Genomic DNA, 14,067 nt, shown 5'->3' on the forward strand with positions numbered 1-14,067 from the left:
TTCTTAAAAAAATTATATATTTACGGCTTAATTATAAAAATTAACATGAAAAGGATATTTCTTTTATTATTGTCTGCGTCGGTAGCATCAGTATCTTGTTCAGGTGGTGGCAGTTCTTCTGTAGGGAAGCCTGGAACAAAAGGAGAATTGATACCAAGAGAAAAAACGAAATCATTTGTTGCGGAAAGACCATTTGGAATGGTTGGTATTCCTGCAGGTTCATTTGTTGCTGGTCTTGCAGATCAGGACCCAACAAATACTCCTGAAAAAGCTTCGTTGAAAACTGTTACTGTTTCCTCTTTCTTCATGGATGAAGCGGAAACTACCAATGCAGAGTACAGAGTATTTATCAATTATGTAAGAGATTCCATTGCGAGAACTCTACTAGCTGAAGCTGCTGGGGAAGGCGGTGAAGAAGGCGGACGTAGAGGAGCAAGCATCGGTGACTATGCATACCTTGCTAAAAAAGAAGAAAATTTAACACCTTATCAAGAATATTTAGAAGGCCAGGGAGGAAGAGAAGATGGAGGCTATGATGCAACTAAAAGACTAGACTGGAAAATCCCTTTACATTGGAGTACCGGAAAGTATCCTGATGTAGAATATGCAGAAGTTCTGGAATCTATGTATCTGCCTGCTTCTTCTAGAATCGGAAACGAAAGAATTTTAGACGTTAGTAAACTAAAATACAATTATCAGTGGGAAGATATGGATGCCGCACTTGCTGAGAACGAAAGAGGAGCCAACTTCCTTAAAAGTTCAAGCATTGCGATCTATCCGGATACTACAGTTTGGGTAAAAGATTTCCACTTTGCTTACAACGAACCATTGTTCGAGCAATATTTCTGGCACAAAGCCTATAAAGATTATCCTGTAGTTGGGGTAACCTGGGATCAGGCAAGAGCTTACTGTAACTTCAGATCTAAACTGAAAACAGATTATAACGAAAGCTTAAAAAGAAAAAAACAAAGACCAATGAAGTTCCGTCTTCCTACAGAAATCGAGTGGGAATATGCTGCCAGAGGCGGAATGCAAAATGCTACTTATCCTTGGGGAGGTCCATATTTAATGGATGACAGAGGTTGCTATCTTGCCAACTTCAAACCTAAGAGAGGTAACTATATGGAAGACGATAAAAAAGGTACTTATACATATACAGCTCCAGTAAAGAAATTTAAGAAAAATGGATTTGGGTTATTTGATATGGCTGGAAACGTTTCTGAATGGACAGAATCTGCGTATAACAACTCTTCTTATGGATTCTCTTCTACATTAAATCCTTCTACGAAGAATAAAATAGATACGAAGAAGTCTGTAAGAGGTGGATCTTGGAAAGATATAGGATATGCCCTTATGACAGGTGCTAGAGATTGGGAAAGAAAAGATTCTGCAAGAAGCTATATCGGATTCAGAACTGTACAGGATATTCCTGAAGCAGCTGTTAAACCAAGAAGAGTTAACAGATAATTAACCAGACAATTTTTCAATAACAATTTTATTTAACATTAAAAAAACTAACTTAATATGTTTAAGACTAAAGATGCTTGGATGAATTTCTTTTATTCATTCGGTGCTGCAATTGTAATTCTTGGAGCTTGGCTTAAAATTACTCACATTACCTTGGGACCAATTAATGGTAATATGGCTCTTACAGTGGGTCTTATCACGGAGGCTATTATCTTTATTATTTTCGCATTTGACCCTCCGAAATCTGAAGAGTCTTATGCATGGGAAAATGTATATCCTGAACTATTGGATAAGCATGCCAACCCAAACCCTTTACACTCTAATGTGTCATCCAAAAACAATGCACAGCAGTTTGCAGAATTAGAAAATTCTCTTTCAAATAAATTAGACAAAATGCTTCAGGAAGCAAAACTAGATGTTCAGTTATTTGACAGACTTAGAACAGGTATCGATAAGTTCTCCAACTCTGTTGATCAGATCAACCAGACTGTGGACGTATCTGCTTCCACTCATAAATATAATGATCAGCTTAACAAAGCAGCTCAACATATGGAAAGCATGAATGCCTTATATGCAATGCAGCTTGAAAACGGTAAAAAACAATCTGAATTTGCTAACAAATATGTTGCTGATATGCAGAAATCTGCAGAGCAGTCTGAAAAATTCAATCAAGAGTTACAAGGTTTAACAACTAATCTTAACAGCTTAAACAGAGTTTATGGTGGTATGCTTACTGCTATGAAGTCTTAATTCCTAACCATTTCTAAATTTAACTACTTAATCAAAAACTAAAAGAAAAGAGAATGGCACAAGGAAAACAGACCCCTCGTCAGAAGATGATCAACCTGATGTATTTGGTGTTCATCGCGATGATGGCCCTAAATATTGATGCAGAAATCATCAGATCATACTATGACTCTACCAGAGCTTTGAATGAAACAAGAACTTTAACGGAAAAAAAGAATGAAAAAATCTTTGAAAAAACGTTAGAGGCTAAAGCTCAGCAGGTTCCGGATACCTATGCACAGCCTTGGGAACAGTATAAAGTTTTAAAAGGTAAAATCGATTTATTGGTATCATCTGCTCAGGGTATTAAAGATGCCTTGAAAAAACAGTCCGATTTCCATGATAGAGATCCGAAAACAGGAAAAGAGATTGATGTAAGTGAGAATTTTGCAGCATTGAACAACAATGAGGCGACTACAGAATACTTCTTCAAAGAAGGAGATGAGAATGCACCTTCAAAAGGAGCTTTAGAATTGAAAGCTAAAATTGATGATGTAAGAAATTACATCAATGCAACTTTTGGCAGCAATGCGCAATTAAAAGATTTGGTGGACAGAGCTAATAAATCTCTGATTGCCGAATATCCTAAAGGAAAATCTCCAAATGATAAGACCTGGTTTCAGAATAAATTCTATCACCAGCCGTTAATCGCTGCGATTTCAAACCTTGAGATCATCCAGAATGATGCTAGAAACGTACAGTCCGATGCATTGGCATTATTACTTCAGGAGAAAGTGGATGCGAATATCAAATTCTCAAGCTATGAGCCTATTGTTTCAGGTCCGGTAGACATCCAGGCAGGAAAACAGGCAGAAGTAAAAGTAATGTTAGGTACTTATTCCAATAGCAACAAGATCAGTATTTCTGGTGTAGGCAGAGTAGAAAATGGTAAGGGTATCACTTCAATATCAGGTTCTGGTATCGGAGAACATAAATTAGGAGGAACAATTACCTTAACGGATGCTTCAGGAAAACCTCAGAGTTTCCCATGGACGCACACGTATAATGTAATCGCAGGTCCAAGAGAAGTAAAACTTGAAAAAGGATTATTACTTTCTGCTGATAAAATGAACGTAATGTATAGAGGACTTGAGAATCCTGTTTCAGGATCTATCTTAGGTGCTGATAATTCTAAACTTTCATTATCTGCTCCGGGAGCATCTGTAAGAAATACAGGCCCAGGAAAATGGATCGTGAAGCCTACAACAGGTAACGTAGTTAGATTGACATTATCCGGAATTGATCCTTATGGAAAATCCGTATCTCAGGTATTTGAATATAGAATTAAAAATGTGCCGCCACCACAAGGTCAGATGAGAGGACAGAATGTATTGTCGATGCCGGCAACTTCTATTCCTAACCAGTCTGTACAGGCAGCGATTCCAGACTTCGACTTCCCGGTTTCATTCAATGTTACCCAGTTCATGGTTAGAGTTCCTGGAAGAGCAGCATTACTGATCCATGGAAATTCATTAAGTGATGCCGCAGGATTAGTTAAAAATCTTAGATCTGGAGATGTAGTTTCAATTTTCGAAATTAAAGCTACAGCACAAGGATTAGAAGGACAGCAGATTAAAAACATTACTCCTATAATTATTAATGTTCAATAGGACTAAAATTGTAATTTATTATGAAAAAATATATTAGCAGCCTTTTAGTATTAGTTTCGGGATTTGCTTTATCCCAGACTATTCTGAATGCTTCTTCTCCAGAAGAGTTCAGACAGATGAGAGAGGAAAACAAACAAAAAGTTGGTGATACTATTATTGATAACACAGTAAAGCCTCTTGAATATGGTTTTGTAGAAGATAAAGATATCCTTAAGAGTATGTTTGTTTGGGAGATCATTGATATGAATGATAAGATCAACCAGCCATTCTATTATGACAATCCGGATGGGCTTCTTTCTACGCCTACCAGATCTTTATACCAGTTACTATTAGATGGTGCATTGACAGGGAAGATTGAGCAGGTTTATGATGATGAAAACTTTACCGTGAAACTTTCACCGGAAGGCATTCAGAAAAGACTTGAAAAAGTAGTAATCAACGATGCTGCCATTGATATTCTTAACTCCGGAAGACAGTTAACTGAACAGGAGAAAAAAGAATATACCGACGTCTTCAAGACTACTACTGAAAAGGTAAAAGTCCTTAAGATCATGGGGATGTGGTTTATCGATAAGAGAGACGGACAGATGAAATACAGACCTCTGGGAATTGCAGCAATGGGACCAGACCCTGCTGTACAGGGAGTTATTGGACCAGATGGTAAGCCGATTGCCAGTAATGATGAGCTGATCGATTTATTCTGGATCTACTATCCGAATGCAAGAGATATTCTGGCAAACAACTATGTTTACAACAGAAAGAATTCTTCTGCTGACCTGTCTTTCGATGATATCATCAATGCAAGAAGATTCTCTTCAGTTATTTACAAATCATCAAGCGGTTTAGGTGATGGTACTATCAAGGACTATATCCCTAAAGATGCTGAAGATCAGTTGGAAGAAAGCGAAAGAATCAAGGCGCAGATCCTGAATATGGAAAATGATATGTGGAATTACTAGATTTCACTTGATATTTATACAAAACCTGAGTACTTTTACTCAGGTTTTTTTATTATGAAACATGTAGACTATATTATTGTTGGAGATGGATATGCGGGATTGTTTTTTGCTCATCAGTTGATTAAGCATAACAAATCTTTTGTACTCTTTTCAGAGGGGAGAAAGAGTGCTTCCCAGGTGTCTGCCGGGATTATCAATCCGGTGGTCCTCAAAAAATTTACAACCTTCTGGAAAGCACAGGAACAAATTAACTTTCTGAAAGACACTTTGAATGAAATAGAATCTTATACCGGGAAAAATTATCTCATCAATTCACCGATTCACCGGGTTTTTCATGACGGGAATGAGCAGAACCTTTGGCTCAAAAAATCAGATAACGAAGAACTTTCTAGCTTCCTTGATAAAAATTTCGATCATTTAGAGGTAGTAAAAAACGACTTTAAGACAGGAAAGGTCAATCAGTCTGCCAGACTTCAGGTAAGTGGATTTTTCGGGGATCTATTTGATTTTTTAGAAAAAAAAGAACTCTTGATTAAAGAAAAGTTTGATTATGAAAAATTAGATGCTTCTTCAGCTACTTATAAAGATTTTCAGTGTAAGCATATTATATTTTGTGAAGGAATGGGGGTGAAAGAAAATCCTTTTTTCTCAGATATAGCTGTTATTCCCAACAAAGGACATCACATCAAAGTAAAACTCTCCGAAGAAATTCCAAAAGATATTACGATCAAAAAGAAACATTTCTTGTTCCCAACAGATAACGGACTCCATTTCTATGGCGGAACCTACGATCGAGAACAGCTTCATCATCATGTTGACGAATCTGCAGTTACACAGCTTGTGAATGGACTGTCGGAAATTTATCCGTATGATTTTGAAGTTAAAGAAGTGAATTTTGGTTTCAGGCCGACAGTAAAAGACAGGAGACCTATTATCGGAAGACATGCATCATACAAAAACCTGTATGTATTCAATGGCCTTGGGGCAAGAGGAATTCTGAATGGCTGTTATTTTTCAAAAAGCCTGTATCAGTTTATTGAAGACAATATTCCGCTTCACGAAGAAGTCTCCGGTGAAAGATTCAAATAAGTAAGGTGGAAGTAATACTATTGGTCTTCAATTTATTACTGTTGCTGTGAAATTTGATGAAATACATTTAAAAAGAATTGAAACTATGAATGAAAATATCCTGGGAATAATAGCTGGAGTCCTTACTTCCATCTCCATGATCCCCCAACTGATCAAAGTTATTAAAGAGAAAAATGTAGATGATATCTCCCTGGTTATGCTCATAGTGCTTATTACGGGCCTTTCGCTCTGGGTTTGGTACGGCTTTATAAAAGATGAGCTGCCCATTATTTTATCAAATGCTTTTGCTGTTCTGGTCAATATAAGCCTTCTGATCTGCTATATGATCTATAAAAAATCTTAAGAGAATTTATAATAAAAAAAGACGTTTCGCAAATTGTAAAACGTCTTTTTTATATCGTAAAATTTTAATTTAATTATGGTTGAAGAACAAATTTTGCCAAAGGAGCCATTCTTGCCTTATTCAATGTCAGCGTATTGCCGTTTACAGAATAATTATCTGCGGCAAGTACTGCTTTTGTAAATAATTGTTCAGTTTCAAGATCCTCACAGGCCATCATCGTAGACATTCCCTGGTTGAATTTAATTCTCATCATATCAGGCTTAATCTCAAAAGTGCCTCCAAATCCATTGCATCCGGCATGACCTTCATACCTCATACCTTCCGTATTAAGCTTAAAGTAAGGATTGTTCTTGGGGTTTTTAAGCTGGATCGGTTGCCCGTTCAGTTCCGTCAGCTTCCAAGTTTTTCCTGTAATATCTGTTGGCTTTTGCTCAGTAGCTGGTGTTGTTTTGCATGCCGTAAGAAATACAAATAAGAAAAGAGCAGACAAATAATAATATAAGTTTTTCATAATATATTTTGTGTAAGGTTGGTGATTAAATTAATAAGAAGCCATTTTTGTAGAGCCGGATCCTTTTGCTTCACGTTTTGCATGGAACAGGACCATATCTACATTTTTTTTCAGTAAAGTGATATTTCCCTTGATATTTGAATACTGATATTCCTCGTTGCTAGCAGTATACTCAGGAAGCGCATCACTTTTTTTCAGATCATAGGTTTTGCCCTCCAGATGTACTGTTGCCGTACCTTTTGTATGATTGATGATGACCTCAATTTTTTCCCCATAACTGTCGGTGAAAACATCTTTTGAAGTTTCATCTTTGCTTTCCGGTACTGTCTCTGTAAGTACCTCTGCTTCTTTGCCCGGATGCTTACACGCTGTTGAGGAAAGGACTGCCAGCCCGATAAGGACCGATGTAAATAATTTTTTCATAGTGATAAGTGATTGGTAAGTGTATCATGAAATAGTGATATTAATACTATATAAATTTACAAATATTTTTAATAAATATATGTTAATTTTACATAAATTAATCTGATATTTTTATCTGTTATGCATTACAGTTCTTTACAGGCGTTTTTATAAATCATAAAAAGACCGGATTTTTAAAGATTTGTAAAGAATAAATTACCGCAAGAATGCTCTTTGAGCTGTCGGCTTTAAGAATGAAATAGTACAGTTTTTTTCATAGGTACATTTGTTGTTTTAATTGATTGCAAAAGTATTAAAATTATATGATGCTGATACCCAGTAAAAAATGATTTAAATCATGCTGTTTAGAATTCCTTCTTTTTCATATTCAGTTAAAAATAATTACTCAATTCTAGATTTCTTTGTAAATAGTTATTTTGAAACTCTTTATTTAGATTCCACAAGAACTTCAGTATTTCTAATGGCTAAATTTTTTTTCTTCAGCTAATTTAAAGGAGAGTTAAATTTTGTTAATCTGCTATGAGGATATACATATCTAAATGTACATTTGCCACTTCAAAATGAGAAACTTTCTAATATACTTTTTGACTGGCCTTTTTCTGCTCTTCGTAGTAGAAAGCAGGCTTAGCGTTAAAACACTTCGAAATGACTATGCGGGTCATGTTTCTCACCATATGCCTAAAAAAGCCAATAAGCTGAACCAGACTTTCGAAAAACTCTCTGTACAGCAGATGGCAGACAATGTAGACAATGCCAGCTTAGAGCTTACTGAAGAAGATTTTCAGCTTTCTGACACCATACAGATTATTGCTGTATTTGCAGGAGTATTCAGTCTTGTTTATATTTTTGGCCTTCGTTCCTTTAAAAGCCGAAAACCTGGTTTTCACGGTTTTCTTTCGCTCTATTCCAATGTTAAAACATTCATTCTGATCCGTTCTATCAGAATTTAAAATTCATTTTTCCCAATTTATTTTCTGTCCTCAATCCGGATAGGAAATATCCTGCGTTGCATATGCCAATAATCTTATGGCGCAGGATCTCTATTACCAAACATTCTTATTTTCAAAACATTAACGATTTATATTAAACTCTAGAATTATGATCAAAAGAGTTGCCTCAGGCATTGCGATAAGCACCCTTTTATTGACTGTTGGCTGCAGTCAGAAGAAAGAAGAAAAAGAAGAAGCCACAGTATATCCCGTCACAAGTCCTGTAAAAATGGATACCGTGATTAATAAAGAATACGTAGCCCAGATCCAGTCTGTGAAAAACATCGAAGTCCGTGCGCAGGAGAAAGGATTCCTTGAAAAAATTTATGTAGATGAAGGACAGTATGTACATGCAGGACAGACCCTGTTCAGAATTATGCCTCAGCTGTACCAGGCTGAATTATTAAAAGCGAAAGCAGAAGTAGAGCAGGCTACCATCGAATTAAAAAATGCAAGCACCCTGGCCAGTAACAACATTGTTTCTAAAAATGAAAGAGCAATGGCCAAAGCTAAGTTGGATGCTGCCAATGCTGAAATGAAACTGGCACAGATCCATTTATCTTTTACAGACATCAAAGCGCCATTCTCAGGGGTAATCAACAGAATTCCTTTAAAACTGGGAAGCCTTGTAGACGAAGGTGATCTGTTAACTTCTTTATCAGACAACACCAATGTTTACAGCTATTTCAATGTTTCAGAACCTGAATATTTAACTTATCAAACACACGCTGCCGACAGAGGGAGCAATCAGGTATCTCTGATTATGGCTAATGGCGAAATGCTTTCTCAGAAAGGAGAAATTCAGACCATAGAAGGAGAATTCGACAATGAAACAGGAAACATTGCCTTCAGAGCAAAATTCCCGAACCCTGACAAACTGCTTAGAAATGGCGAAACCGGAAAAGTACAGATGACTCTTCCTGTGCATAATGCGCTTATCATTCCGCAGAAAGCGACTTATGAAATTCAGGATCAGAAATATGTATTCATCATCGATAAAAATGGAATGGCAAAATCCAGAAATATAAAAATAGCTTACGAGCTGCCGGATCTTTATGTGGTAGCTTCAGGGCTTGAACAAGGAGATAAAATCCTTTTAGAAGGGGTACAGAAAGTAAAAGACGACCAAAAAATACAGACCAAATTCCAGGATCCTAAAAAAGTTCTTCAGTCATTGAAACTAAAAGCAGAGTAGTCTACTCGTAAAACGAAGCAGTATGTTTAAGAAATTCATCCGCAGACCTGTTCTGTCTATTGTGATCTCACTGATCATTGTATTTATGGGGATTCTGTCGCTGGTAAAACTTCCAGTGACCCAGTTTCCCTCCATTTCACCACCTAAAGTAAATATCACCGCAGAATATCCGGGAGCCAACAACGAACTATTGATTAAATCAGTAGTTATTCCCCTCGAAAGAGGCCTGAATGGAGTTCCGGGTATGAAATATATGACCTCCGATGCCGGTAACGATGGCGAAGCTTCCATTCAGATCGTATTTGATCTTGGAACAGATCCCAATGTTGCTGCGGTAAACGTTCAAAACCGTGTATCTTCCGTTGTTAACAAGCTGCCTCCTCTGGTAGTGCGTGAAGGGGTAAAAATTACCCGTGAAGAACCCAACATGTTGATGTATATTAACCTGTACAGTGATGATCCGAAAGCTGACCAGAAATTCCTTTTCAACTATGCCGATATCAACGTGATGTCAGAATTGAGAAGGGTAAGTGGAGTAGGATTCGCAGATATCCTCGGAACCCGTGAATATGCTATGCGTATCTGGCTTAAACCGGACAGGCTGACCGCTTACAATATTTCCGCAGACGAAGTGATGGAATCCCTGAACCAGCAGAGTTTGGAAGCTTCCCCCGGAAAAACAGGGGAAAGTTCAGGAAAACGCTCCCAGTCCTTTGAATATATTCTGAAATATTCCGGACGTTTCAATAATGAAAAAGATTACGGAAATATTATCTTAAAAGCAAAACCGGGCGGAGAATTTGTAAGATTAAAAGATGTGGCTGATATAGAATTCGGTTCCTCAATGTATGATATCTATTCTACATTGAACGGAAAGCCTTCTGCAGCGATCACTGTAAAACAATCCTACGGTTCCAATGCAAGTGACGTTATCAAAAATGTAAAAACTTTGATGAAAGATCTTGAGAAAAACAACTTCCCGAAAGGAATGCATTACGACATCAGTTATGATGTTTCTAGATTCCTGGATGCATCCATGGAAAAGGTTATTCATACCCTATTTGAAGCCTTTATCCTGGTAGCAATCGTGGTATTCCTGTTCCTTGGAGACTGGCGTTCAACCTTAATTCCTGCGCTGGCGGTTCCGGTTTCACTGGTTGGTACATTTGCCGTCATGTCCGCATTTGGAATTACGTTAAACATGATCTCGCTCTTTGCATTGGTAATGGCCATCGGGGTCGTTGTCGATGATGCGATTGTGGTCATTGAAGCCGTCCATGCCAAGATGGAAGAAAAAGGACTTTCCCCATTAAAGGCAACGGAAGAGGCTATGCATGAAATCAGTGGGGCGATTATCGCAATCACTTTGGTTATGGCATCCGTATTCATCCCGATTGCATTCATGTCTGGTCCGGTGGGAGTATTTTACCGTCAGTTTTCCATTACCATGGCTTCAGCGATTATTCTTTCAGGGGTTGTAGCCTTGACACTGACTCCGGCTTTATGTGCTTTGATTTTAAGAAACACTCACGGAAAAGTCAAAAAGAAAACCCCAATTACCATTTTCCTGGATAAATTCAACAATTTATTTACGAAAGGTGCCGGGAAGTATGAGAAAATGCTGAATAAAACGGTTAAGAAAAAATCCATCACGCTTCCTTTACTTCTGGCATTTTGTGCCTGTACATATTTCTTAAGCAACTCACTTCCTTCAGGATTTATTCCGGCGGAAGACCAGGGAATGATCTATGCCATTATCCAGACCCCTCCGGGATCTACTTTGGAAAGAACTAACCAGATTGCCAAAGAATTATTAAGGGAATCTGAAGACATCGATGGTGTACAGTCCGTTTCTTCACTGGCAGGATACGAGATCCTGACAGAAGGTACCGGATCCAACTCAGGAACCTGTCTGATTAACCTTAAAAGCTGGGAAGAGCGAAAAGAATCTGCTGCTGAGATTATTGAAAAGCTTGAAGAAAAAGCCAAAAATATTCCCGGTGCCAATATAGAATTCTTCCAGCCGCCTTCCATTCCGGGTTATGGTGCCGCAGGAGGTTTTGAGCTCCGTCTGCTTGATAAAGCAGGAAGTGGAGATTACCATAAAATGGAACAGGTAAGTAATGATTTTGTAAGAGAATTGAAAAAACGTCCTGAGCTTGGATCTGCATTTACATTCTATTCTGCAAGTTTCCCTCAGTATATGTTGAAGGTAGATAATGACCTTGCGGAACAGAAAGGAGTAACGATAGAAAATGCAATGGATAACCTGTCTACCTTAATAGGGTCTAACTATGAGACTAGTTTTATTCGTTTCGACAGACCTTATAAAGTGATCGTGCAGGCAGGTCCTCAATACCGGGCTTTGCCTACAGATCTCCTGAAACTATATGTGAAAAATGATAAAGACCAGATGGTTCCGTATTCAGACTTTATGAGAATGGAAAAAGTATATGGATTGTCAGAAATTACAAGACATAATATGTATAATTCTGCAGAAGTAAGTGGAACTCCGGCACCGGGATACAGTAGCGGCCAGGCTATTAAAGCAATCCAGGAGGTGGCGGATAAGACCCTTCCTAGAGGTTTTGGTATCGACTGGGCAGGTATTTCCAAAGATGAAGTGAGCAGAGGGAACGAGGCTGTGTTTATCTTCCTGGTCTGTCTCGGATTTGTATATCTGATCCTTGCAGCACAGTACGAAAGCTTTATTCTGCCGTTGCCGGTGATCTTATCGCTTCCGACAGGTATTTTTGGAGCATTCTTATGCTTGAAATTACTAGGTCTGGAAAATAACATCTATGCTCAGGTAGCCATGGTCATGTTGATTGGTCTGTTAGGTAAAAATGCGGTACTGATCGTAGAATTTGCCGTTCAGAAGAAAGCAGAAGAAGGAATTCCTGTAGCGAAAGCGGCTATCGAAGGGGCGGCGATCCGTTTCCGTCCAATCTTGATGACTTCATTTGCCTTTATTGCAGGCCTTATTCCATTGGTAATCGCAACCGGACCGGGAGCTGTAGGAAACAGGACAATTGGTACTGCAGCTGCAGGAGGAATGCTGATAGGAACTATTTTCGGACTGATGATTATTCCGGGGCTGTATTATATTTTCGGAACCATCGCAGAGAAATCGAGACTGGCAAGATATGAAGAGGAAAATCCTTTAACAGAACAAACTGAACCTTATCAACACGATAACAAACATGAAGATTTATAATAAATATATAGCAGCCATTGCTCTATCGCTTATCCTCGTAGGCTGTAGAGCTCCTATGGCCACCGTTATAAAAGATGAAGTAAAAGAAAACCTACCTCAGAATTTTAATCAGGAAGAGCAGCAGGATGCCAGTGCAAACAGTGGGACAACTCCCTGGAGACAGTTTTTTACAGATCCAAATCTGGTGAGCTTAATCGAAACCGCTTTGAAAAACAATCAGGAATTACTGATCACACTTCAGGAAATTGAAATTGCGAAAAGTGGGGTATTGGCTAAAAAAGGAAAACTGACACCAACGGTATCAGCCGGAATAGGAGCTGGAATAAAAAAAGCTGGCCGCTATACCAGTGAAGGAGCCGGTGATGCCACTACAGAAATAGAACCCGGAAAAGAAATGCCCGATCCTTTGGGCAATTTTGAAGGCGGATTAATGGCCAACTGGGAGATTGATATCTGGAAAAAGCTCAGAACTGAAAAAGAAGCGGCTGTTGCTCATTATCTTTCTACCGTGGAGGGGAAAAACTTTGTATTATCCAATCTTATTGAAGAAGTAGCGGACAATTATTATGAATTGTTGGCGCTGGATAATCAATTAGATATTATTCAGCAATATATTAAGCTGCAGGAACGAGCGCTGGAAATTTCCAAAATTCAGAAAGAAGCTGCAGCGGCTACGGAACTGGCTGTTAAGAAATTTGAGGCGGAACTGGCAAAATCAAAAGCTGCAGAGTATACAATCCGTCAGGATATTACAGAGAAAGAAAACGAGATCAATGCGCTTTTGGGAAGATATCCACAGCCTATCGTGAGAACGAAAGAAAGCTTTATGTCTACAATGCCACAGACTGTTTACACAGGAATCCCGTCTCAGTTGTTAGCTAACCGTCCGGATATCAAACAGGCAGAACTGGAATTAAAAGCTGCAAAACTGGATGTACAGGCTGCAAGAAAGGAATTTTATCCGTCACTGGAAATTTCTGCAACATTAGGATTGGAAGCCTTCAAACCTTCTTATCTGGTTAAGCTGCCGGAGTCTATTGCTTCCAGTCTGGCTGGAGAGCTTGCCGGTCCATTAATTAATAAAAGTGCGATCAAAGCGAACTTTCAGACTGCTGATGCAAGACAAATACAGTCGCTGTACGAATATGACAAAACGATTTTACATGCTTATCTGGATGTAGCGAATCTTATGTCAAAGGTTAAGAATATAGATCAGTACTATCAATTGAAGTCGCAGGAGACCAAAGCGCTTGATCAGTCTATTGATATAGCGAATCAGTTATTCAAAAATTCAAGAGCAGATTATCTTGAGGTTCTTCTGAATCAGAGAGATGCTCTGGATGCCAAAATGGAGCTGATTGAAGCTAAGCAGAAACAGCTGAGCACCGTTGTAGACATCTACAAAAGTTTAGGGGGTGGCTGGAAATAAGACATCATAATTCTATCAATAAAACAGTTAATGTTTTGAGCTGATCCCT

12 protein-coding genes are annotated in these 14,067 nt (G+C 38.3%); 10 read left to right on the forward strand and 2 right to left on the reverse strand.

Translation table 11 applies throughout. The annotated features are described in order from the left end of the window. Positions 1-45 precede the first annotated feature (45 nt). The 6 genes from porK to LC418_RS05930 all read left to right on the forward strand — a co-directional run bounded on the left by porK (position 46) and on the right by LC418_RS05930 (position 6,254). Positions 46-1,467 (forward strand): T9SS ring complex lipoprotein PorK/GldK, encoded by a 1,422-nt coding sequence (gene porK, locus LC418_RS05905; protein ID WP_111959202.1) that lies wholly within the window; start codon positions 46-48, stop codon positions 1,465-1,467. Positions 1,468-1,524: 57 nt separating this feature from the next. Continuing rightward, positions 1,525-2,217, forward strand: a complete 693-nt coding sequence (porL, locus tag LC418_RS05910; RefSeq protein WP_040996782.1) for a type IX secretion system motor protein PorL/GldL — start codon at positions 1,525-1,527, stop codon at positions 2,215-2,217. Positions 2,218-2,270: 53 nt separating this feature from the next. Next, positions 2,271-3,863 carry a type IX secretion system motor protein PorM/GldM gene (gene porM, locus LC418_RS05915; RefSeq protein WP_111959206.1) on the forward strand — a complete coding sequence of 531 codons (1,593 nt, stop codon included), beginning with the start codon at positions 2,271-2,273 and terminating at the stop codon, positions 3,861-3,863. 20 nt (positions 3,864-3,883) lie between these two features. Beyond that, positions 3,884-4,822, forward strand: a complete 939-nt coding sequence (gene porN / locus LC418_RS05920; protein ID WP_111959208.1) for a type IX secretion system ring subunit PorN/GldN — start codon at positions 3,884-3,886, stop codon at positions 4,820-4,822. Between the two features lie 54 nt (positions 4,823-4,876). Then, positions 4,877-5,911: an NAD(P)/FAD-dependent oxidoreductase gene (locus LC418_RS05925; protein ID WP_223558427.1), complete on the forward strand. Its 1,035-nt coding sequence runs from the start codon at positions 4,877-4,879 to the stop codon at positions 5,909-5,911. Between the two features lie 85 nt (positions 5,912-5,996). Continuing rightward, positions 5,997-6,254 carry a SemiSWEET transporter gene (locus LC418_RS05930; protein WP_111959212.1) on the forward strand — a complete coding sequence of 86 codons (258 nt, stop codon included), beginning with the start codon at positions 5,997-5,999 and terminating at the stop codon, positions 6,252-6,254. Between the two features lie 73 nt (positions 6,255-6,327). Here the strand turns inward: LC418_RS05930 and LC418_RS05935 are convergent, their stop codons facing one another. Next, the gene (locus LC418_RS05935) at positions 6,328-6,765 is read right to left on the reverse strand and encodes an META domain-containing protein (RefSeq protein ID WP_116013147.1); all 438 of its coding nucleotides are present in this window, start codon (positions 6,763-6,765) and stop codon (positions 6,328-6,330) included. A 30-nt stretch (positions 6,766-6,795) separates the two neighbouring features. Then, a complete protein-coding gene (locus LC418_RS05940) occupies positions 6,796-7,188 on the reverse strand; it encodes a hypothetical protein (protein ID WP_111959216.1) in 393 nt (130 codons plus the stop codon). A 560-nt stretch (positions 7,189-7,748) separates the two neighbouring features. Between LC418_RS05940 and LC418_RS05945 the strand changes: the two genes are divergently transcribed. The 4 genes from LC418_RS05945 (at position 7,749) to LC418_RS05960 (ending at position 14,018) form a co-directional block, all read left to right on the forward strand. Then, positions 7,749-8,138: a hypothetical protein gene (locus tag LC418_RS05945; RefSeq protein WP_111959218.1), complete on the forward strand. Its 390-nt coding sequence runs from the start codon at positions 7,749-7,751 to the stop codon at positions 8,136-8,138. Between the two features lie 148 nt (positions 8,139-8,286). Further along, on the forward strand, positions 8,287-9,372 hold the full coding sequence (locus tag LC418_RS05950; RefSeq protein WP_223558428.1) for an efflux RND transporter periplasmic adaptor subunit: 1,086 nt from the start codon (positions 8,287-8,289) through the stop codon (positions 9,370-9,372). A gap of 22 nt (positions 9,373-9,394) precedes the next feature. Then, complete coding sequence (locus tag LC418_RS05955) at positions 9,395-12,589, forward strand: efflux RND transporter permease subunit (protein WP_223558429.1); 3,195 nt, start codon at positions 9,395-9,397, stop codon at positions 12,587-12,589. Further along, the gene (locus tag LC418_RS05960; RefSeq protein WP_223558430.1) at positions 12,576-14,018 is read left to right on the forward strand and encodes a TolC family protein; all 1,443 of its coding nucleotides are present in this window, start codon (positions 12,576-12,578) and stop codon (positions 14,016-14,018) included. The genes LC418_RS05955 and LC418_RS05960 overlap by 14 nt, the downstream gene beginning before the upstream one ends. Positions 14,019-14,067 lie beyond the last annotated feature (49 nt).

Origin of the sequence: Chryseobacterium lathyri (assembly GCF_019970085.1) — a bacterium.
Lineage (GTDB): Bacteria > Bacteroidota > Bacteroidia > Flavobacteriales > Weeksellaceae > Chryseobacterium > Chryseobacterium lathyri.